The sequence below is a fragment of the Kitasatospora sp. NPDC096128 genome (assembly GCF_040303105.1).
GTDB lineage: Bacteria > Actinomycetota > Actinomycetes > Streptomycetales > Streptomycetaceae > Kitasatospora.
This window is the reverse complement of the sequence record NZ_JBEOSP010000010.1, coordinates 77,371-96,808: the sequence shown is the minus strand read 5'-3', so window position 1 is coordinate 96,808 and position 19,438 is coordinate 77,371. Positions and strand designations below refer to the sequence as shown.

The window sequence follows — 19,438 nt, the reverse complement described above, 5'->3', positions numbered from 1 at the left end:
GGCCGGCGGCGTGCCCGGCCTGGACCCGGCTACCGCCGCGGGCCTGGGCGCCGTCCTGGACCACCGGGCCGCCCGTGGTGCTTCAGGGGGTGGCGGGGAAGTCGTCGGAGCGGATCCCGGCGATGAAGGATTTGCTATTGAACGCGTTCAAATATCCTGCGAGGATGATGCTCCTGTCGGAGCTGCCGAAGGGGCGGAGTGGCCATGGGTGCCGTGCTGAGAACCGAGAGCGCCATGGCGTGGTTCATTCGGGCGGCCGTCCGCTACCTGTTCGCCCTCGGCTGTGGATGGAGTGCCGCGGCCGGTGGTTGCGCGCTCTGGCTGGCACATACCGGTGAGCTCTCCGGATCGGGGTTCCTGACCGGCTTCGTCGAGCTGGGGCAGTTCCTGCTCGGGTGGTTCGGCGCGCCGTCGCTGCTGCTGCTCCTCCTCTCCGCGCCGAAGAGGGAGAGCGAACTCCATCGGCCCGTCGTCACTGTCCTGTGGTGCGGACCGCCGATGTTCTGGGTGCCGTTCGTCGGCGGGTGGGCGCTGATCGGCATTTTGTTCCAGATCGGCTGCGCCGCCTTCCTGCTGCCCTCACCGCGTCTGCTGATCGTCCGCCGACCGGCCTGCCCCTGATGATGAGCCCACGCCCGCCGACGGCCGAGCCGGCGCCAAACGGCGTCCTCGAACCCCGCCGGGTCCAGACGGTGGCCGGCCCGCCACGCGGGGAGGGCCGGGTCGTCCTGCATGTAGCCGTCGCGCATCTCAAGGTGAAGCGCCGAGTGCCGGGTGTGCCGCAGTAGTTCATCGATCTTCGGAACACTCTGCGACATCACAAGCCTCCCGTCAGCGTCGGCACCGCGCGGGCGGGAGCCGGTCTGGAACGGGCGGCCCCGCGTGATATGCGGGGCCGCCCGTGGTGCTTCAGGGGGTGGCGGGGAGTTCGTCGGAGCGGATCCCGGCGATGAAGGATTGCCAGCCGTCGGTGGAGAAGGTGAGCGCGGGGCCGTGGGGGTCCTTGCTGTCACGGACAGCGACAGCGCTGACCAGTTGGCCGAACTCGACGCAGTTGTCATTCGGGTTGCTGGCACTCGACTTACGCCAGGCGATGGGGAGTGTCGAGGCGACTTCGACGCAGTCGCCGCCCGATGGGTTGCTGTAGCTGCTCTTGCGCCAGTTCATACTCCGTACCCTTCTGTTGCCAACTGCTGCATCCAAGACGCGGAGTCCGTCGGTGTCATCGCCAACGAGGTTATCTGGTCGAAGACATGCGAGTGTCGAGCGATGTCGGACTCCTTCTCGATGTAAAGGCTGCTGGTGACCGACTCGCAGAAGACGATCTCGCCAGGAACCTCCGAGAACGACAGAATGCGGAAGTTCGTGCCCATGGCCGGATGTGCGCCGGCGTTGAACGGGAGTACCTGGACGGTGACATTCGGCTGCTGAGCGGCCTTAATTAGGCGGTTGACCTGCTCTGTCATCACATCGGCGCCGCCAACGACGCGGCGGAGAACCGCCTCGGACAGAACGGCGTGTACGGCGAGGGGCTCCGGGCCTCGGACGAGTTCTTGGCGTTGCATTCTGAGCTTCACTCGACGCTCGATGATGCGCTCGCTGTCCTGCTCCGGCCAGAAGGTTCGAAACACTTCGCGCGCATAGTCGGCGGTTTGGAACAGCCCGGGTACCAGCTCGGACTCGTATGACCGAATTCGCGAGGCGTCGGCTTCCAGGCCGACGTAGGTCTGGAACCAGTCCGGCAAGGTGTCGCCGTAGTCGTGCCACCAACCGCGTTGCGTGCTGCGCCGGGTCAGGGAGATGAACTGGTGCAGCTCGGCTGGGTCGCTGACGCCGTACAGTTCGAGCATCGCGCGGACGTCTGATTCCTTGAGCGTTGTCTGGCCCGACTCGATCCGCGAAATCTTGGTCGCGCTGAAGCCGAGTTCGTCCGCAACGGACTTTGCCTGACGCCCGGTCCGTTCGCGCAATCGTCGCAGCTCGGAGCCGAGCCTACGGCGCAGCACGGTTGGACTGTCCACGCTCGTCGCTCCCTCTTGGTTGACGGTGGGTCACAGTCTGCCACCTCCCCAGGTGATCACAAGAGTCTTGCGGCAGCGCGCAATTGCGCAGAGATGCGCTTGCGAAATGGAGCTATCGCGGAGCATGCTACAGCGAGTAGTCCCCCGAGTCTCTTGAGTGACCGATGGGGATCTACCGCCGGGCATTCCTTTGCCTCCGCCCGGTCGTCGCATGGCTTCATGGCTTCAACCCCTCTCCCTGGAAGGTGACTTCGCCATGACTCGAACCTCCTCCACCATCTGGCTCCCGCGCAGCCGCCGCTCGCCCGCGATCGCGCGCCAGCGGCTCGCGGTCCTCCTCTCCTCCACTTCGCACGGGGACCGCTTCCTCGACTCCGGGCTCGTCGTGACCACCGAGTTCGTGACCAACGCCGTCCTGCACGGCACTCCCATCGGCCACCTCATCTACTTCGCCCTCGATGTCGACCCCTCCCGGCTCCGCATCGAGGTGCACGACGCCCGGGGTGACCGCCTCCCCGCCCTCGCCGCGCCCGGTCTCGACGGCGAGAGCGGGCGCGGCCTCCAACTCGTTGACTCCCTCACCAAGCGCTGGGGCTGCTGCCCGCGTCGGCCCATCGGCAAGATCGTGTGGGGTGAGGTGGCCGCGTGATCGACGCCCTCCGTGACTTCTGGTTCCAGCACTGCTCCCGTGCTCCCGTCGCCCGATTCCTCCGGGCTGAACGTCGGCGACTCGACGTCGAGTTGGCCCGTCGGTTGCCCGGCGCCTCCGCTGCTGCCCGTCGGCGGCTGCTCGCCGCGATCGGCGACGCCGAATCCGCCTGACCGTCCCAGCCCTCCGCGTGCTAGGTTTGAACGCGTTCAAACCTAGGAGGGTGGCATGGCCGTGGTGCCCGCGAGCGCGCGATGGCTGGCTGGGGCGGCGAGTGCCGTCTTCCTGGTGCCACAGGTGCTCATCGCGCCGACGTACGGGGTCAGCCTGCGGCTCTTCCTGGCCGCCGTCGGACTGCTGACCGGTGCTGTCTGCGCAGTGCCCGTTCTCTACCGGCGCCAGGACCGGTTCCGGGTCGCCTGTGCCGCAGCCGGGTTCACGGTGGCCGGTGTGTGGGTGCCGCTGCTGATCCTCGGCCTGCTGGCCGTGCTCTCCCTGGGCGGATGGGCCTGGTTCCTGGCGTTCCTGTTCATGCCCGTAACGGCGATCAGCACGCTGATCGCCGCCTTCCAGCGGGCACGGGGGCCGGAGCACGGCCGGGCGGCGGTTGCCCTCGGTTGGGTTGCCGCAGCGGTCTCGGTGGCCGGCTGGTTCCCGTTGGTGGTCTGAGCCTGCGGAGTGCGGACGCGGAAGGGTGCCCCTTGATGACTGCCCGGTCGGGTTCTACCTGGGTACCGTCGGTCCGTGATCGATCACGGAATCGCCCTCCCGTACTTCCGGCTCCATGTCGTGCCCGCCGTCGTCGCCCTGGCCAGCCCGACCTGGCAGCGGGAAGTGTGGCTCGACCGCGAGCAGTTCGAGGACCTCGACCACGTCGTGCACGTGCTCTTCGACGACTTCTGTGACGCGGACGAACCCGAGCGCCATCTCGGCCTGAGCCTGCGTACCGACGAGGAGGTCGAGTTGATGGCCCGGCTCGGTGCCGCGTACGGCGCGGTGCAGGACACGGTCGGCGCACAGGCCCCCGACGAGGTGTTCCTGGACGCCCCGGGCTGGCCCGACGTCGTCTCGGCGGCCGCCCGGCTGGCCCAGGTGATGCTGGGCAACGACTACCTGGCCCTGGCGAAGCTGCGCGAGGCGGGCCATGCCTGGCCGCCCGGCACCGGTCGGGTGCCGGGCGATTCCTAGGGGCGCTCAGTACGGGATCGGGCGGTTCTCCCGTGCCCACAGCTTCTCGGCCGCGCTGTCGGTCGGCGGCGGGGAGATCCCGTCCATCATCCACAGGTCGCGGGGCGTCTCGTCGATGTGGAACTCGCAGTACAGGCCGCGGTCGGTGGTGTGGGGTGCGAGGACGGCGGCGAGCGCCTCCCGGGTGCGCTTGCGCAGGTCGGGGTCCTCGGTGTGGCGGGCGATGTGCTCGACCACGATCCGTACCGCGTCCTGGGTGGGCTGGTCGCCGACGTGGAAGTCGTCGGCGCCGATCCCGTGGAACAGCGTCATCACGTAGAACTTCGGCAGCCCGAAGCGGGTGTAGATGCCGGTGATGTCGGCGGCCATCCGCTGCTTCTGCTCGGGGCTGTAGGCGCCGGTCGGGTGGTAGACGTGCCACAGGGGCATGGGTGTGCTCCTCGGTGGAGGTGGTGGGGCCCGGACTCAGCGGTGGAAGGGGACGGTCAGGCCCTCCACCGGCCCGGAGAGCGCGGCCTTGAACGACCGGGAGACGTCGTCGACGAGCACCTCGCGGTCGCCGCGCTCGATGCCGTCCAGCACGATGCGCGCCACCTCGTCGGCCGGGAGCTTGTCGACGGGCAGAGCGGCCACCATCTCGGTGTCGGCGAAGCCCAGGTGCACGCCGACGACCTGGGTGTGCTGGGCGGCGAGTTCCAGGCGCAGGGAGTTGGTCAGCGACCACAGGGCCGCCTTGGAGGCGCCGTACGCGCCCGCGCCCGCGCCCCAGGACAGCGCGGAGTGGATGTCGACGAGTGCCCCGCCGCCGCGGGCGGCCAGGACGGGCGCGAAGGCGCGGGCGATCCGCAGCGGGCCGAGGACGTTGGTGTCGAAGGTGTCCTGGACGTCCCGCAGGTCGGCGGTCAGCAGGGCGCCCGGGTGCAGGACGCCGGCGTTGTTGAAGACGAGGTCGACGTCCTGGGCCCGCTCGGCGAGGGCGGCCACCGAGGCGTCGTCGGTGACGTCCAGGGCGAGGACCTCCACCCGGGCGTCCTCGCTGGGGACGGGGGTGCGGGCGGTGGCGTAGACCTTCGTCGCGCCGCGGGCCAGCAGTTCCCCGACGAATGCCCGGCCGAGGCCGCGGAGGCCTCCGGTGACCAGGGCGGTGGAGCCTTCGATCACGGTCATGTGCGTGTTCCTCGCTCTCGGGAAGGGCGGTGCCCCGGTGCCTTGCCGGGCCATCGCGCTTTTAGATTATGGCCATCATCTAAAATGGGCAAGGAGGTCCGGATGGGAGAGTGGGAGCACCACCAGGGGACCGCCAGGACACCACCACAGGACGACGAAGGGAGCGCGGACATGCCCCGCGTCTCACGCGCCGAGGCCGAACGCCACCGTCAGGACGTCATCGACCACACCGCCAGGCTGATCCGGGAGAAGGGCTCAGAGCAGGTCAGCGTCCCCCAGGCGATGGCCGCGGCCGGGCTCACCCACGGCGGCTTCTACCGGCACTTCTCGTCCAAGGACGACCTCGTCGCCCAGGCCCTCACCGCCGCCTTCGCCGAACGCCGCGAGGCCATGGACGCCCTCGCGGACCAGCGTGCGGGCAGCCCCGCGGGCGACTCCGCAGGCGACTCCGCCGGCGAACAGCGCACCCCCCGCGCCGAGTTCCTCGCCCGCTACCTCTCCGCCCTCCACCGCGACCACCCCGGCCAGGGCTGCGCCGCCGCCGCGCTGGCCGCCGACGCGGCCCGCGCCGAACCCGGCGCCCCGCTGCGCACCGCCTTCACGGCCGGACTGCGCGACCTGGTCGACGGCTTCCAGCAGCTGCCCGACCCGGCCGGGCGCGAGGCGGCGCTCGCCGACCTGTCGACGATGGTCGGCGCGCTGATGCTCGCCCGGGCGAGCGACGATCCGGGCCTGTCCGCCGAGCTCCTCGCCGCGGCCCGGCACCGTCTGACCGCGACGGGTGAGGACGCACCGCCGGCGTAGGGCGGGGGCTTGCGCACGAGAAGTCGACCCGGTCGACTTCTCGTGCAGCCCCGCTGTCCGCCGGTCCGTCCGCCGCGGGTCCGTCCGTCCGTCCGCCCGGCTCAGTCCGCGAAGCGCTCCCGCAGGGCGGCCAGGCCGGTGGTGAAGACGCCGTGCACGCGCTCGGTGGACTCCTTGCGGTGCTCCCCCTCGATGTCGTACGTGACGCTCCACTCCACGAAGCCGGCGCCCAGCTCGGTCACCGGGGTGACCCGCAGGGTGGCGCGGTAGCGGTCGAAGTGGAAGGTGCCGTCGGGGAAGCTGTAGGTGTAGGCACGGGCCTCGTCGTCGTAGGCGAGCAGCGTCTCGTGCAGGACGACGCCGTCGGGCAGCTCGAACACCCGGACCGCGCCGATCGCGTTGCCCGTCAGCTCGTTGCCGAGCCGGCTCGCCGGCAGGTGGGGGTGCCACTCGCCGAGGGCGTGGAAGTCCCCGACCAGCTCCCAGACCCGCTCGGCCGGGGCCTCCACCACTGTGCTGACCGTCATGACCGCCATGGCCGTCGCCGCCTCTCGTCCGCTGATCCCGTTGGTAGGGAGCCATCCTGGCGGTGCGTCAGGTGTGGACGCCAGGGGGCGTGCCGTGGTCGGCGGTGGGCCAGTCGGCGCAGCAGTCGTACGGGGGCGCCCCATCTGCGCGCAGGCGCCCCGCTGCCCGCGCATGCGGAGGAGTCGGCCGAGCGTGGGGCGATCGACCTGCTGGGCGGGATCGGGTCGGAGGGCTGAGTCGGGCGGTGCGGAGGCGGCAGGCCGTAGGATCGCCGATCATGGAACCCCGTACCGGACCGATCGTCGTTCCGCCCGGCCGCGTCACGCTCTCCGACCGCCGCACCCAGCGGAGTTGGAGTGTCGAGGTGGCCCCCTTCGAGCTGGCGCCCTGTCCGGTCACCCGTGAGCAGTACGAGGGCCTCACCGGCGACCGCCGCCCCGCGCACAGCGTCTCCTGGCTCGACGCCGTCCGCTACTGCAACGAGCTCTCCCGGCGCGAGGGCCTCGCGCCCGCCTACCGGGTGGACGGCGAGGACGTCGGCTGGGACCGCACCGCCGACGGCCACCGGCTGCCCACCGAGGCCGAATGGGAGCACGCCTGCCGTGCCGGAACCGACGGCCCGCGCTACGGCCCGCTGGACGAGATCGCCTGGCACCGCGGCAACTCCGGCGAGCACCCGCACCCGGTCGGCGGGCTGCGGCCCAACGCCTACGGGCTGTACGACCTGCTCGGCAACGTGTGGGAGTGGTGCTGGGACTTCTACGACCCGGAGGTGTACGGCAGTTACCGCGTCCTGCGCGGCGGCGGCTGGTTCGACGAGCACTGGAGCTGCCGCGCCTCCGTCCGCCGCCGCAGCCACCCGACCCTGCGGATCGACGACGTCGGCTTCCGGCTCGCCCGCTCGATCGGCCCCTGATTCGGGCGGACACCGGGGCGGACACCGGGGCGGACATCGGGGAGAACACCGGGGCGAACACTGGTGGAACCCCCGCGACGGGCCGCGCGTTGGCGCCTGCATGAGTGATGAAGAGGTATCCCTGCGTCCGATAGCCGAAGCCGACCTCCCCGCGTTCGGCCGACTGGTCAACGACCCCGAGGAGATGGGCGAGTTCCAGTGGTTCGGCTGGCGGGACCCGGAGCGGTTCCGGCGCAGCTGGGCGGAGAACGGGCTGCTCGGGGACGACCAGTGGATCTTCGCGGTCGTCGCGGGCGGCGAGTTCTGCGGCTTCGTCGCCGCCAGGCGCAAGGCGGCCGTGCCGACGGCGCCGTATTGGAGCATCGGCATCCAGCTGATGCCGCAGGCGCGCGGACGGGGCATCGGCACCCAGGCTCAGCGCCTGCTGGTGGACTACCTGTTCGCGCACACGCCGGTGATGCGGCTGGAGGCGGACACCGACGTCGACAACATCGCGGAGCAGCGCGCCCTGGAGAAGGCCGGCTTCATCCGTGAGGGTGTTCACCGCGCGGTGACCTTCCGGGCCGGGCGATGGCGGGACGCGGTGCTCTACGGCCTGCTGCGCACCGACCCGAGGCTCTGACGCGGGGTTCCTCAGCCGACCCCGAACCACTCCTCGGCGAGGTCGTCCAGCGTCCGCGCCGATGGCTTCAACTCTCTCAGGTACCACGGCAGATTGCTGTACACGTGCAGCAGCGTGTACGCCATCAGCAGGCGCGGCTCGAAGGGGCGGCCGTAGGCGCCGAGCAGCCGCCCGAGCAGGTGCGGGTCGGCGCGGGTGGTGAACAGGCCGACGGCGACCAGGTCGTAGGCCGGATCGCCGACCATCGCGGGCTCGAAGTCGATCAGGCCGGTGAGCCGCCAGTCGCGGGCCGGGTCGGTGATCAGGTGCTCGCGCATGAACTCGGTGTGCAGCAGGGCGCGTTGCCGGGTGGACGGGAGCGGGGCGGCGGCGAGGAAGTCCGGGATCTGCTCCGACCAGGCCTCCGGCAGGCCGTGTCCGCGCTGGCGGGCCACGGCGCCCGCGCGCTGCCGGGCCAGGAAGGCCGGCCAGTCGCCGGGCGCGAGGGTGGCGGCGAGCGGCTCCGCGTCCAGGGCGTGCAGGGCGGCGAGCGCCTCGCCGCAGTCGTGGGCGATCCGCTCGCGCTCGGCCTGCGGGATGCGCGGCCAGGCGGGGGCCAGGCCCTCGCCGTGCAGGCGGGACATCAGCACGTAGCGCCAGCCGTTGACGTACTCGCCGGCCGCCCGGACCGCGGGGGTGGGGATCGGCAGCGCGCCGTCCAGGAAGGCCAGCACGCGCTGCTCGGCCAGGCCGTCCCGGGCGGAGGCCGCCGGGAACAGCTTGAGCACGTGCTCGGGGCCCACCGCGTAGACCGGGACGGACCCCTCCGCGAAGCGCTCCAGCGGCAGCCCGCCGACGCCGAGCCGCGCGCACAGCGCCTCGGCGCCCGGGCGCATCACCGACTCGTCGGGGACGACCGCGTCCCCCTGCTCGTCCGTCTCCACCAGGGGCAGCATGCCTGCACGGTAGGCACACCAACGGCCCGGTGGCAAAGGCTTTTCAGCGTACCTCCCGCCGGGTGCCGCAGCCGCTCGGGAGGTCCGCCGGGACCGGCTCCGGCCCGCTGTCCGGGTCGCGGGTGAGCAGGTAGCGGGCGCCGGGCCCGCTCTTGGCGGCGCGGTCGTCGGCGTTGTACAGGGCGCAGCGGGTGAGCGAGAGGCAGCCGCAGCCGATGCAGCCGGTGAGCTTGGCCTTGAGCCGTTCGAGTTCGGCGATCTGCTCGTCGATCCGGCTCTGCCAGGACTCGGCGACGACGTCCCACTCGGTGCCGCTGGGGGCGGGGCGCTCGGGCAGCCGGTCGAGGGCGACCCGGGCCTCGTCCAGGGACAGTCCGACCCGCTGGGCGGCCCGGACGAAGGCGATCCGGCGCAGTGTGCCGCGCGGGTAGCGGCGCTGGCCGCCGGCGGTGCGGGTGGCGTTGATCAGGCCGAGGCTCTCGTAGTAGCGCAGTGCGGAGTGGGCCAGCCCGCTGCGGGCGGCCAGCTGGCCGATGGTGAGCAGGTCGCCGGGGCGCGGGCCGGCGGTGCGTCCGCTGCTGGGTATCGCGGTCATGGGCACTCACCTTTGATTTCTCGGGATGCTCCGGCCTTCAGGCCGGGGAGGAATGGGGGCTTGGCGCGCGGAGCCACGAAGCGGCGCAGTGATCTTCGGGCGTTCTGGCGTGGGCCGTTGTCAGTGCCTATCGGTAGCTTGGTCCGGTGCATCTTCGGTACTCCTATCGCGTCTGCCCGACGGCAGGTCAGCGTGCTTTGCTGGCCCGGACGTTCGGGTGTGCTCGGGTGGTGTACAACGACGCCTTGGCGGCACGGAAGGCGGCCCGCAAGGGCGGCCTGCCCTACCCCAGGAGCACCGACTTGCAGAAGCAGGTCATCACGGCGGCGAAGAAGACCGCCGAACGCGCCTGGCTGGCCTCGGTGGGGGTGGATCCGCTGATCCAGTCCCTTCGGGATCTGGACACGGCCTACCGGAACTTCTTCGACTCGGTGTCCGGCAAGCGGCAGGGCCGCCGGTCGGGTTGCCCCGGTTCAAGTCGAAGCGTGATGCCCGGCAGTCGCTGCGCTTCACGCGCAACGGGTTCCGCATCCGGTCCAACGGGAAGCTGAACCTGGCGAAGATCGGCGATGTACGGGTGAAGTGGTCGCGCGTACTTCCGGCCGACCCGTCGTCGGTGACGATCGTGCTGGATGCGGCCGGCCGGTACCACGCCAGTTTCGTCGTGGACATCGACCCCGAGCACCTGCCCGAGGTCGACGCCGAGGTCGGCATCGACCTCGGGCTGACCACCTACGCCGTCCTTTCCGACGGCAGCGTGATCGACAACCCCCGCTTCCTCCGCAAGGCGGAGAAGAAGCTCAAGGCCGCGCAACGGGAGCTGTCCCGTAAGGCCAAGGGGTCGAAGAACCGGGCCAAGGCCCGGCGCAAGGTCGCCAGGGCGCACGCCAAGGTGGCCGACAGTCGCATGGACTGGCTGCACAAGCAGACCACCGGGATCATCCGCGAGACCCAAGCGGTGTACCTGGAGGACCTGAACGTGCGCGGTCTCGCCCGGGGCCGACTCGCCAAGTCCGTGCACGACGCCGGGTGGTCCACCTTCCGGCGCCTCCTCGAAGACAAAGCGGCCCGGTACGGACGCCATGTCGGCACCGTCCACCGCGCGTTCCCGTCCTCCCAGCTCTGCTCGGCGTGCGGACGCCGCGACGGACCCAAACCGCTCGCGGTACGCGAGTGGGCCTGTGGTGCGTGCGGTGTTCTGCATGATCGTGACCTCGACACTGCTCGTAACATCCTGGCCGCCGGGCAGGCGGACAGGTTAAACGCCCCTGGAGGGCCGGTGAGACCTGGTGTGGCGATCCCACGCCGGGCACGGCCCGTTGAACGGGGAACCCACCTCGGCGACCAGCGGACCACGGGTATCCGTGCCGCAGGTGCGGGAGGAATCCCCGCCCGTTAGGGCTAGGAGGATGTCAATGTAGTCGCTTGACCTCAAGTTCGCTTTAAGTTGCACGATCGACGCATGACGACGAAGACCAGTACGGAAACCGTGGGCCGGGCCCGTTTCGCGGACCTGCCGGGCCTGATGGCCCTGATGACCGGCGACGAGAAGCACGGCCCCGCCGCCACCTCCACCCTGGACGCCCTGTGGGTGCTGTACGACCGGGTGCTGCGGGTCGCCCCGCAGACCGCCGACGCCCAGGACCGTGACCGCTTCCTGCTCTCCAAGGGCCACGGCCCGATGGCCTACTACGCCGTACTGGCCGCCAGGGGCTTCATCGACCCCGCCGTGCTGCCGAGCTTCGGCGGCTACGACTCGCCGCTCGGCCACCACCCGGACCGCACCCTGCTGCGCGGGGTGGAGATCGCCTCCGGCTCGCTCGGCCACGGCCTGCCGCTGGGCGTGGGCACCGCGCTCGGCCTGCGGGCCCAGGGGCTGGTCGACCCGGCGGTGTGGGTGCTGGTCGGCGACGCCGAGTTCGACGAGGGCTCCAACCACGAGGCGGTGGCCTTCGCCGGCGCGTACGGCCTGGACCGGCTCCATGTGGTGGTGATCGACAACTCCTCGGCCACCCACGGCTGGCAGGGCGGCATCGCCCAGCGCTTCGCCGCCGAGGGGTGGTCCACCGCGACCGTCGACGGCCGCGACCACGAGGCGCTGTACCGGGCGTACACCGCCGAGCACCCGGGCCGCCCGCACGCGGTGGTCGCCCGCGTCGAGCCGAAGGACTCCTGACCGCGCCGCCGGACCCCTGACCGGGCCGCCGGACTCCTGACCGCGCCGCAGCACCCCTGACCGCGCCGTAGAACTCCCGAGCACACCAACCCGAGCACACCGACCCGAGCGCAGCGAAAGGCACTTCACCGATGGACACCATGCGCGACCGCTTCGTCGACGTCACCACCCGGCTGCTGGACGAGGACCCCCGACTGGCCGTGGTGCTCGCCGACATCACCGCCGCCGCCTTCGAACCGGCCCAGCGGCGCCACCCCGACCGGGTGGTCAACGTCGGCATCCGCGAGCAGCTGCTGATCGGCGCGGCCGGCGGACTGGCGCTGACCGGGATGCGCCCGATCGCCCACACCTTCGCCAGCTTCCTGATCGAACGACCGTGGGAGCAGGTCAAGTTGGACCTGGTCCACCAGGGCGTCGGCGCGGTGCTGGTGAGCGCGGCCGGCTCCTACGACTGGCCGGCCGGCGGCCGCACCCACATGTCCCCGGGCGACGTCGCCCTGCTGGACACCCTGCCGGACTGGACGGTGCACGTCCCCGGCCACCCGGACGAGGCCGAGCGGCTGCTGCGGGACGCCTACGCGGACGGTGACCGCAACGTGTATGTGCGGCTCTCGGCGCACCAGAACGCCGAGCCGGTCGCCGTCGAGCCCGGCCGCTTCACCGCCGTCCGCACCGGTGGTCGCGGTGTGGTGCTGGCCGTCGGCCCGATGCTGGACGCGGTGCTCGCGGCCACCGACGGCCTGGACGTCACCGTGCTGTACGCGGCGACGGTGCGGCCCTTCGACACCGCCGGACTGCGCGCCGCGCTGGGCGACAAGGCGGACGTGGTGCTGGTGGAGCCGTACCTGGCGGGCACCTCGGCGAACGAGGCACACGCGGCGCTGGCCGACCGCGCGCACCGGGTGCTGGCCCTGGGCGTGCCGCGCGAGGAGCACCGGCAGTACGGGTCGATCCCGGAGCACCTGGCCGCCTACGGCCTGGACGCCGCCTCGCTCCGGACCCGGATCGGCACCTTCCTCTGGTGATCGGCTGCTCAGACCCGGACCACCGCCACCGCGTCCGCCGCCAGTCGCACCCCCGAGTCCTCCAGCCGGGCCGCCCCGAAGGCCGCCACCACCTCCTGCCCGGCGACGCCCCCCAGTGGGAGCACCGCCTCGGCCGGGCCCAGGTTGACCGCGACCCGGTACGGTCCCCGGCGGACCACCAGCCAGCCCGCCGCCTCGTCGAAGGCGACCCGCACCGCGCCGAGGTCCGGCTCGGCGAGCTCCGGCCGCGAGCGCCGCAGCCGGATCAACGTCCGGTACCAGTCGAGGAGTCCGCTGTGCGGGGAGCGCCGGGGCTCGGTCCAGTCGAGCACCGACCGCAGAACGGTGGCCGGCTCCTGGGGGTCCGGGACGGCCTCGGCGGCCCAGCCGTGTCCGGTGAACTCCCGCCGCCGGCCCTGCCGGACGGCCTCCGCCAGTGCCGGGTCGGTGTGGTCGGTGAAGTACTGCCAGGGGGTGGCGGCGCCCCACTCCTCGCCCATGAACAGCATCGGGGTGAACGGCGAGGTGAGCACCAGCGCGGCGCCGCAGGCCAGTCGGCCGGGGGCCAGCGAGGTGGAGATCCGGTCCCCGAGCGCCCGGTTGCCGACCTGGTCGTGGGTCTGGAGGTAGCCGAGCAGCCGGTGGCCCGCCGATCCCGCCCCGAACGGCCGCCCGTGACTGCGCCCCCGGAAGGAGGACCAGGTGCCGTCGTGGAAGAAGCCGCGGCGCAGCGCCTTGGCCAGGGCGGCGAGCGGTGCGCGGGCGAAGTCCCCGTAGTAGCCCTGGGATTCGCCGGTGAGCGCACAGTGCAGGGCGTGGTGGAAGTCGTCGCTCCACTGGGCGGTGAGGCCCTGGCCGCCGGCCTCGCGGGCGGCGGTGGTGCGCGGGGTGTTGAGGTCGGACTCGGCGATCAGGAACAGCGGGCGGTTCGAGGAGGTCGCCAACTTCTCGACCTCACCGGAGAGTTCCTCCAGGAAGTGGACGGCCCGGTGGTCGACGAGGGCGTGCACCGCGTCCAGCCGCAGGCCGTCGATCCGGTAGTCGCGCAGCCAGCCGAGCGCGCTGCCGATCAGGTAGGCCCGCACCTCGTCCGAGCCGGGCGCGTCCAGGTTGACCGCCGAGCCCCACGGGGTGTGGTGCCGGTCGGTGAAGTACGGGCCGTACGCGGGGAGGTGGTTGCCGGACGGACCGAGGTGGTTGTGCACCACGTCGAGCACCACCCCGAGGCCCTTGCGGTGCGCGGTGTCCACGAAGCGCTTGAGCCCCTCCGGGCCGCCGTAGGGCTCGTGCACGGCCCACAGCGACACCCCGTCGTAGCCCCAGCCGTGTTGGCCGGGGAACGGGCAGACCGGCATCAGCTCGACGAAGTCCACGCCCAGCTCGACCAGGTGGTCGAGCTGTTCGGCGGCGGCGTCGAAGGTGCCGCGAGCGGTGAAGGTGCCGACGTGCAGCTCGTAGAGCACCGCGCCGGGCAGCGCGCGGCCGCGCCAGCCGGTCCGCGACCAGCGGAAGCCGGCGTGGTCCACGGCCCGGCTGGGGCCGTCGGGGCCGTACGGCTGGTGGGGTGAGCGCGGGTCGGGCAGCGGCGGGCCGCCGTCCAGCCGGAAGGCGTAGTCGCCCGCCGGGGCCTGGCCGCCCCACCAGCCGTCCCGCTCCGGCAGGCGCGCCAACTCGTAGGAGCTGCCGTCCACTTCGACGTCGACCCGGTGGTTCGCGTACGGCGCCCACACCTCGTAGCGCGGCATCATCGGCCCCTCCTCGTCAGCAGTGCCACCGGGTACGTCGCCAGCAGGTCGGCCACCGGCACCGCCCCGGCGGGGAACTCGCGCAGCGACAGCTGGTCGGTCCAGCGGCCGCCGGCCGGCAGCTCCAGCGCGGCGTCGCGCCAGCCGCCCGCCTTCGCCAGCCCGTACGGCAGCCGGGTGACGGCGGTGACCACGTCCGCGCCCCGGGCGAAGGCGAGCAGGTGCTCGGGGGCGGCCAGCGGCCGGTAGGCGCCGAGCGGGGCGGCGCGGCGCAGGTGCAGGGCGGTGGCGGTCAGGTGCAGCTTCTCCCGGGCGAGGTCGCCGGGGCGCGGGGCGGCCGCGTCGGTGAGCCGGACGGCGAGCGCGCCGAGGTCCACCACGCCCCGGTTGTCCGGGTCGACCAGCGTGTAGAGCGGCTCCTCGCTGCCCTGGTAGAGGTCCGGCACGCCCGGGACGGTCAGGTGCAGGAGGGCCGCGGCGAGGGTGTTGGCGCGGGCGTACGGGGCGAGCGCCCGCACCAGGCCCTCGACCCGGCGGAGCAGCCCGGCGTTGCCGAGCACGGCGCGGGCGCGCTGCTCCAGGGCCTGCTCGTACCCGGCGTCGGGGGCGGTCCAGGAGGTGTGCAGCTTGGCCTCGCGGACGGCCTTGAGCAGGGCGGCGACCAGCCGGTCCGGGGTGATCGGCCAGGCGGCGACCAGGGTGTGCCAGAGCAGCCAGTCGGCGTCGCGGTCCAGCCCGGGGGCGGCGGGCCCGGCGGCGGTGGACCAGGCGGCGGCCTCGGCGGCCCAGGCCTCCGGCTGCTCGGCGAGGACGGCCAGCCGGGCCCGGGCGTCGGCGCTGCGCTTGGTGTCGTGGGTGGAGAGCACCGTCATGCTGTGCGGCCAGGCGCGTTCCAGGTAGCGGCACCAGTCGTGGAAGTCGGCCGGGGGCAGCCCGGGCCGGGCGGGCTCGCCGCCGACCTCGTTGAGGCCGGGCAGCGCGTTCCAGCGGTAGAAGGCGGTGTCCTCGACGCCCTTGGCGGCCACCGCGGCGGCGGTCTGGGCGAAGCGTACGCAGAACTCGTCCTTGTCCTCGCTGCGGCCGAGCCCGCCGAGGGCGAGGGCGGCGACGAGGCGCTCGGTCGGGTCCGCGGAGCCGTCCGTCCGCAGGTGGGGGTCGTCGGCCGGCTCCCCGGGCCGGGCGTACGGCCGGTACACCGGGTAGTCGGTGAGCAGTCGGCGCAGCGCCGCGCGCAGCTGCCAGGGCGCGTGGTCGGCGTGCGCGGGTTCGGCGGCGCCGATCCGCAGCGCGATCCGGACCAGCCGGTCGACCTCGGCGGTCAGCTCGCCGCCGGGGCCGGTCATCTCGGCCCGGCCGCGCCGGGCGGCGGCGACCGCCGGGTGCGGGTCCGGGCCGGGAGCGTGGGCCGGTCCGCCGCGCAGGAAGGACTCGTACGCCCCGGCGAGCCGGCCGGCGCCCGCGTGGTCCATGAGCACGCCGTCGATGCGGCGCAGCCCGTCGTAGCCGGTGGTGCCGGCCACCGGCCAGTCCTCGGGCAGCCGCTCCTCGCCGGTGAGGATCTTCTCGACCACGGTGTACGCGCCGCCGGTGGCGTCGGCCAGCCGGCGCAGGTAGCCGCGCGGGTCGGCGAGCCCGTCGGGGTGGTCGATCCGGAAGCCGTCCAGGATGCCCTCGGCGTGCAGCCGCAGCAGCACGGCGTGGGTGGCGGCGAAGACCTCCGGGTCCTCGACCCGGACGGCGATCAGCTCGTTGACGGTGAAGAAGCGCCGGTAGTTGAGCTCGGTGCGGGCCAGCCGCCACCAGGCGAGCCGGTACCACTGGCGGGCCAGCAGTTCGGTGAGCGGCAGCCGCGAGGTGCCCGGGCGCAGCGGCAGCTCGTGCCGGTGGTAGCGCAGCACCTCGCCGTCCACCACCAGCTGGTCGAGGACGGCGCCGAGCCGGTCGCCCAGCAGCGGCAGCAGCACCCGGCCGCGCCCCGGGGCGTCGGCGGGGCCGGGCTGGGCCGTCCAGTCGATGTCGAACCAGCGGGCGTACGGCGAGTCGGGCCCGTCCCGCAGCACCTGCCGCAGCGGCTCGTTGAGCCGTTCGGGGACGGGCACGGCCATGTGGTTGGGCACCACGTCGGCGATCAGCCGCAGGCCGTGCCGGCGGGCCTCGGCGGCCAGGGCGCGCAGCGCGTGCTCGCCGCCGAGCTGTTCGCTGATCCGGGTGTGGTCGACGGTGTCGTAGCCGTGGGTGGAGCCGGGGGCGGCCTCCAGCAGCGGGGACAGGTGCAGGTGGGAGACGCCGAGGGCGGCCAGGTAGGGGACGGCGGCGGTGGCGTCGCGCAGGGTGAAGCCGGGCTGGAGCTGGAGGCGGTACGAGGCGGTGGGGGCGGGGGCGGGAGGGGTAGCGGCCGGGCGGGGCTGCGCGGGCTCGGCGGCGGAGGTCATAGCTCCATAGGTACCCGGCCGGGCCCGCCGCCAAGACCCGCAGCTGATCCGAACAGGTGATCGCTCCGGGGTGCGGGGGGCGATCAGGCCGGCCGCTGCAGCACCATCAGCGAGCGGTCGGTGAGCCACAGCGCGTCCCCGGCCTTGACCCGCGCCCCGGTGCCGGGGGCGGGCAGCCGGGGCTGCGCGGTGTCGACCACGACCTGCCACTCCTGCCCGTGGCCGGCGGGGACGGTGAACTCCAGCGGCTCGAAGTGGGCGTTGAACATCAGCAGGAAGGAGTCGTCGACGATCCGCCCGCCGCGCCGGTCCGGTTCGGAGATGGCGTAGCCGTTGAGGAAGACGGTCAGCGACTTGGCGTAGCTGGCGCCCCAGTTGCGCTTGGTCATCTCCTCCCCGGCGGGGGTGAACCAGGCGATGTCGGTGAGGTCGTCGTAGCCGTTCGGGGCGGGGGCGGCCGAGCCGTGCCGCCCGGAGACCGGCCGCCCGTGGAAGAACCGGCGCCGGCGGAACACCGGGTGGTCGCGGCGCAGCCAGATCATGCCCTGGGTGAACTCCAGCAGCCGGGCGGCCGGGCCGTCGCCCTGCGGCCAGTGCACCCAGGCGAGTTCGTTGTCCTGGCAGTAGGCGTTGTTGTTGCCCTGCTGGGTGCGGCCGAGCTCGTCGCCGTGGGAGAGCATCGGCACGCCCTGGGAGAGCATCAGGGTGGCGATGAAGTTGCGCTGCTGGCGCGCGCGCAGCTCCTCGACGGCCGGGTCGGCGCCGGGGCCCTCGGTGCCGCAGTTCCAGGAGCGGTTGAAGGACTCGCCGTCCCGGTTGTCCTCGCCGTTGGCCTCGTTGTGCTTCTCGTTGTAGGAGACGAGGTCGCGCAGGGTGAAGCCGTCGTGGCAGGTGACGAAGTTGATGGAGGCGATCGGGCGGCGGCCGTCGTCCTGGTAGAGGTCGGAGGAGCCGGTGAGCCGGGAGCCGAACTCGGCGAGGGTGGCGTTCTCGCCGCGCCACAGGTCGCGCACGGTGTCCCGGTACATGCCGTTCCACTCCGTCCACAGCGGCGGGAAGTTGCCGACCTGGTAGCCGCCCTCGCCGAGGTCCCAGGGCTCGGCGATCAGCTTGGCCTGGGAGACCACCGGGTCCTGCTGGACCAGGTCGAAGAACGAGGACAGCCGGTCGACCTCGTGGAACTGCCGGGCCAGGGTGGCGGCGAGGTCGAAGCGGAAGCCGTCCACGTGCATCTCGGTGACCCAGTAGCGCAGCGAGTCCATGATCAGCTGGAGTACGTGGGGGCTGCGCATCAGCAGGCTGTTGCCGGTGCCGGTGGTGTCCTCGTAGAAGCGCTGGTCCTGGGCGAGGCGGTAGTAGGAGACGTTGTCCAGGCCGCGCAGCGACAGCGTCGGCCCGAGGTGGTTGCCCTCGGCGGTGTGGTTGTAGACGACGTCCAGGATCACCTCGATCCCGGCCGCGTGCAGCGCCTTGACCATCGACTTGAACTCCTGCACCTGCTGGCCGCGGTCGCCGGTGGAGGAGTAGGAGGAGTGCGGGGCGAAGAAGCCGATGGTGTTGTAGCCCCAGTAGTTGGCCAGGCCGAGGTCGCGCAGCCGGTGGTCGCGGACGAACTGGTGCACCGGCATCAGCTCGATCGCGGTGACGCCGAGCTTGGCCAGGTGCTCGATCACCGCCGGGTGGGCCAGGCCGGCGTAGCTGCCGCGGATCTCCTCGGGGATGCCCGGGTGCAGCCGGGTGAGGCCCTTGACGTGGGCCTCGTAGATGACGGTGCGGTGGTAGTCGGTGCGCGGCGGGTGGTCGGTGCCCCAGTCGAAGTACGGGTTGATGACCACCGAGTGCATGGTGTGCGGGGCGGAGTCCAGGTCGTTGCGGCGCTCGGGCGCGCCGAAGTGGTAGCCGTAGACGGACTCGTCCCAGTCGATGTGGCCGCTCATCGCCTTGGCGTACGGGTCCAGCAGCAGTTTGGCGCTGTTGTGCCGCTGGCCCAGGCCCGGGTTGTACGGGCCGTGCACCCGGAACCCGTAGCGCTGGCCGGGCTGGACGCCCGGGAGGTAGGCGTGCCGGACGAAGGCGTCCGTCTCGCGCAGTTCGACGGCGGTCTCCGAGCCGTCCTCGGCGATCAGGCACAGTTCGATCCGGTCGGCACTCTCCGAGAACACCGCGAAGTTGGTGCCGGCTCCGTCGTAGGTGGCGCCGAGCGGGTAGGGCTTTCCGGGCCAGACCTGCATGAGTCCTCAACTTCCTTGTGACATACGGAAACTGACGTGTAGTCCGGCACTCGGCCGACCGGCTGTCCGGACCCGGACGCTCTCTTCCCGGCCGGGCGGCCGGGCATGTGCGGCCCGAGGGTCCGTGACGCACGGCACAGCCCGCGCACTCCCCGAGATACTCCCCGAGGCCTTCCCCGACAGCCGGGAGGTACCGCCGGGTTTGGTCCGAACGGGTGTCCGGCGGGCATTCGTGTGAAGAGTGGGGCCGCGTTCGTGTGAAGAGTGGGGCCGCGTTCGTGTGAAGAGTGGGGCCGGTGGTGCGCGCGGGCCCCGTCGTCCAACCGGCTGCGGGCGGCGCGCGGCGGGCAGTACCCTTGATCGTCCGGCCGCCCCGGCCGACCGGTGCTAGTCAACGGCCCGTC

22 protein-coding genes and 2 pseudogenes are annotated in these 19,438 nt (G+C 72.4%); 12 read left to right on the top strand and 12 right to left on the bottom strand.

Going from position 1 to position 19,438, the window contains the following annotated elements; genetic code table 11:
- Positions 1 to 234 precede the first annotated feature (234 nt).
- The gene (locus ABTY61_RS14045; protein ID WP_350505336.1) at positions 235 to 621 is read left to right on the top strand and encodes a hypothetical protein; all 387 of its coding nucleotides are present in this window, start codon (positions 235 to 237) and stop codon (positions 619 to 621) included.
- A 29-nt stretch (positions 622 to 650) separates the two neighbouring features.
- Here ABTY61_RS14045 and ABTY61_RS14040 read toward each other — a convergent pair.
- From ABTY61_RS14040 to ABTY61_RS14030, 3 genes and pseudogenes are all read right to left on the bottom strand, one after another.
- A pseudogene (locus tag ABTY61_RS14040) lies at positions 651 to 818 on the bottom strand (DUF6879 family protein); the annotation flags it as partial.
- Positions 819 to 909: 91 nt separating this feature from the next.
- Positions 910 to 1,167: a DUF397 domain-containing protein gene (locus ABTY61_RS14035; RefSeq protein ID WP_350505220.1), complete on the bottom strand. Its 258-nt coding sequence runs from the start codon at positions 1,165 to 1,167 to the stop codon at positions 910 to 912.
- Positions 1,164 to 2,021: a helix-turn-helix domain-containing protein gene (locus ABTY61_RS14030; RefSeq protein ID WP_350505219.1), complete on the bottom strand. Its 858-nt coding sequence runs from the start codon at positions 2,019 to 2,021 to the stop codon at positions 1,164 to 1,166. Before ABTY61_RS14030 ends, ABTY61_RS14035 begins: the two co-directional genes overlap by 4 nt.
- 256 nt (positions 2,022 to 2,277) lie before the next feature.
- Here ABTY61_RS14030 and ABTY61_RS14025 point away from each other — a divergent pair, with 256 nt between their 5' ends.
- The 4 genes from ABTY61_RS14025 to ABTY61_RS14010 all read left to right on the top strand — a co-directional run bounded on the left by ABTY61_RS14025 (position 2,278) and on the right by ABTY61_RS14010 (position 3,858).
- Positions 2,278 to 2,670 (top strand): ATP-binding protein, encoded by a 393-nt coding sequence (locus ABTY61_RS14025; RefSeq protein ID WP_350505218.1) that lies wholly within the window; start codon positions 2,278 to 2,280, stop codon positions 2,668 to 2,670.
- Positions 2,667 to 2,843: a hypothetical protein gene (locus tag ABTY61_RS14020; protein ID WP_350505217.1), complete on the top strand. Its 177-nt coding sequence runs from the start codon at positions 2,667 to 2,669 to the stop codon at positions 2,841 to 2,843. The genes ABTY61_RS14025 and ABTY61_RS14020 overlap by 4 nt, the downstream gene beginning before the upstream one ends.
- Positions 2,844 to 2,898: 55 nt before the next feature.
- The gene (locus ABTY61_RS14015; RefSeq protein ID WP_350505216.1) at positions 2,899 to 3,339 is read left to right on the top strand and encodes a hypothetical protein; all 441 of its coding nucleotides are present in this window, start codon (positions 2,899 to 2,901) and stop codon (positions 3,337 to 3,339) included.
- A gap of 75 nt (positions 3,340 to 3,414) precedes the next feature.
- Entirely contained in the window at positions 3,415 to 3,858 is a 444-nt protein-coding gene (locus ABTY61_RS14010; RefSeq protein WP_350505215.1) for an SCO4402 family protein, read from the top strand.
- A 6-nt stretch (positions 3,859 to 3,864) separates the two neighbouring features.
- Here ABTY61_RS14010 and ABTY61_RS14005 read toward each other — a convergent pair whose 3' ends face one another.
- Both ABTY61_RS14005 and ABTY61_RS14000 read right to left on the bottom strand, forming a co-directional pair.
- Positions 3,865 to 4,287, bottom strand: coding sequence for a tautomerase family protein (locus ABTY61_RS14005; RefSeq protein WP_350505214.1), 423 nt, complete (start codon positions 4,285 to 4,287; stop codon positions 3,865 to 3,867).
- Between the two features lie 36 nt (positions 4,288 to 4,323).
- Positions 4,324 to 5,025, bottom strand: coding sequence for an SDR family oxidoreductase (locus tag ABTY61_RS14000; protein WP_350505213.1), 702 nt, complete (start codon positions 5,023 to 5,025; stop codon positions 4,324 to 4,326).
- Between the two features lie 171 nt (positions 5,026 to 5,196).
- Here ABTY61_RS14000 and ABTY61_RS13995 point away from each other — a divergent pair, with 171 nt between their 5' ends.
- Positions 5,197 to 5,829 (top strand): TetR/AcrR family transcriptional regulator, encoded by a 633-nt coding sequence (locus ABTY61_RS13995; protein ID WP_350505212.1) that lies wholly within the window; start codon positions 5,197 to 5,199, stop codon positions 5,827 to 5,829.
- Positions 5,830 to 5,930: 101 nt separating this feature from the next.
- Here ABTY61_RS13995 and ABTY61_RS13990 read toward each other — a convergent pair whose 3' ends face one another.
- On the bottom strand, positions 5,931 to 6,356 hold the full coding sequence (locus ABTY61_RS13990) for an SRPBCC family protein (protein ID WP_350505211.1): 426 nt from the start codon (positions 6,354 to 6,356) through the stop codon (positions 5,931 to 5,933).
- 278 nt (positions 6,357 to 6,634) lie between these two features.
- Here ABTY61_RS13990 and ABTY61_RS13985 point away from each other — a divergent pair, with 278 nt between their 5' ends.
- Together ABTY61_RS13985 and ABTY61_RS13980 are read left to right on the top strand one after the other, a co-directional pair.
- On the top strand, positions 6,635 to 7,273 hold the full coding sequence (locus ABTY61_RS13985; protein WP_350505210.1) for a formylglycine-generating enzyme family protein: 639 nt from the start codon (positions 6,635 to 6,637) through the stop codon (positions 7,271 to 7,273).
- 100 nt (positions 7,274 to 7,373) lie between these two features.
- A complete protein-coding gene (locus ABTY61_RS13980; RefSeq protein ID WP_350505209.1) occupies positions 7,374 to 7,895 on the top strand; it encodes a GNAT family N-acetyltransferase in 522 nt (173 codons plus the stop codon).
- An 11-nt stretch (positions 7,896 to 7,906) separates the two neighbouring features.
- On the opposite strand, the gene ABTY61_RS13975 is transcribed toward ABTY61_RS13980, so the two are convergent.
- Both ABTY61_RS13975 and soxR read right to left on the bottom strand, forming a co-directional pair.
- Positions 7,907 to 8,830: a phosphotransferase family protein gene (locus tag ABTY61_RS13975; RefSeq protein ID WP_350505208.1), complete on the bottom strand. Its 924-nt coding sequence runs from the start codon at positions 8,828 to 8,830 to the stop codon at positions 7,907 to 7,909.
- 43 nt (positions 8,831 to 8,873) lie between these two features.
- Complete coding sequence (gene soxR, locus ABTY61_RS13970; RefSeq protein ID WP_350505207.1) at positions 8,874 to 9,425, bottom strand: redox-sensitive transcriptional activator SoxR; 552 nt, start codon at positions 9,423 to 9,425, stop codon at positions 8,874 to 8,876.
- A gap of 146 nt (positions 9,426 to 9,571) precedes the next feature.
- On the opposite strand from soxR, the pseudogene ABTY61_RS41990 reads away from it, so the two are divergent.
- Positions 9,572 to 9,640, top strand: a pseudogene (locus ABTY61_RS41990) (helix-turn-helix domain-containing protein); the annotation flags it as partial.
- Between the two features lie 68 nt (positions 9,641 to 9,708).
- Here ABTY61_RS41990 and ABTY61_RS41985 read toward each other — a convergent pair.
- A complete protein-coding gene (locus ABTY61_RS41985; protein ID WP_502895314.1) occupies positions 9,709 to 9,831 on the bottom strand; it encodes a hypothetical protein in 123 nt (40 codons plus the stop codon).
- Between the two features lie 57 nt (positions 9,832 to 9,888).
- Here ABTY61_RS41985 and ABTY61_RS13965 point away from each other — a divergent pair, with 57 nt between their 5' ends.
- The 3 genes from ABTY61_RS13965 to ABTY61_RS13955 all read left to right on the top strand — a co-directional run bounded on the left by ABTY61_RS13965 (position 9,889) and on the right by ABTY61_RS13955 (position 12,626).
- On the top strand, positions 9,889 to 10,824 hold the full coding sequence (locus ABTY61_RS13965) for an RNA-guided endonuclease InsQ/TnpB family protein (RefSeq protein ID WP_502895303.1): 936 nt from the start codon (positions 9,889 to 9,891) through the stop codon (positions 10,822 to 10,824).
- A 63-nt stretch (positions 10,825 to 10,887) separates the two neighbouring features.
- Positions 10,888 to 11,601, top strand: a complete 714-nt coding sequence (locus ABTY61_RS13960; RefSeq protein ID WP_350505206.1) for a thiamine pyrophosphate-binding protein — start codon at positions 10,888 to 10,890, stop codon at positions 11,599 to 11,601.
- Between the two features lie 131 nt (positions 11,602 to 11,732).
- Positions 11,733 to 12,626 (top strand): transketolase family protein, encoded by an 894-nt coding sequence (locus ABTY61_RS13955; RefSeq protein WP_350505205.1) that lies wholly within the window; start codon positions 11,733 to 11,735, stop codon positions 12,624 to 12,626.
- Positions 12,627 to 12,634: 8 nt separating this feature from the next.
- Here ABTY61_RS13955 and treZ read toward each other — a convergent pair whose 3' ends face one another.
- The 3 genes from treZ to glgX all read right to left on the bottom strand — a co-directional run bounded on the left by treZ (position 12,635) and on the right by glgX (position 19,034).
- A complete protein-coding gene (gene treZ / locus ABTY61_RS13950) occupies positions 12,635 to 14,371 on the bottom strand; it encodes a malto-oligosyltrehalose trehalohydrolase (RefSeq protein WP_350505324.1) in 1,737 nt (578 codons plus the stop codon).
- Complete coding sequence (gene treY, locus ABTY61_RS13945) at positions 14,371 to 16,803, bottom strand: malto-oligosyltrehalose synthase (protein WP_350505204.1); 2,433 nt, start codon at positions 16,801 to 16,803, stop codon at positions 14,371 to 14,373. The genes treZ and treY overlap by 1 nt, the downstream gene beginning before the upstream one ends.
- A gap of 83 nt (positions 16,804 to 16,886) precedes the next feature.
- Positions 16,887 to 19,034 carry a glycogen debranching protein GlgX gene (glgX, locus tag ABTY61_RS13940; RefSeq protein WP_350505203.1) on the bottom strand — a complete coding sequence of 716 codons (2,148 nt, stop codon included), beginning with the start codon at positions 19,032 to 19,034 and terminating at the stop codon, positions 16,887 to 16,889.
- Positions 19,035 to 19,438 lie beyond the last annotated feature (404 nt).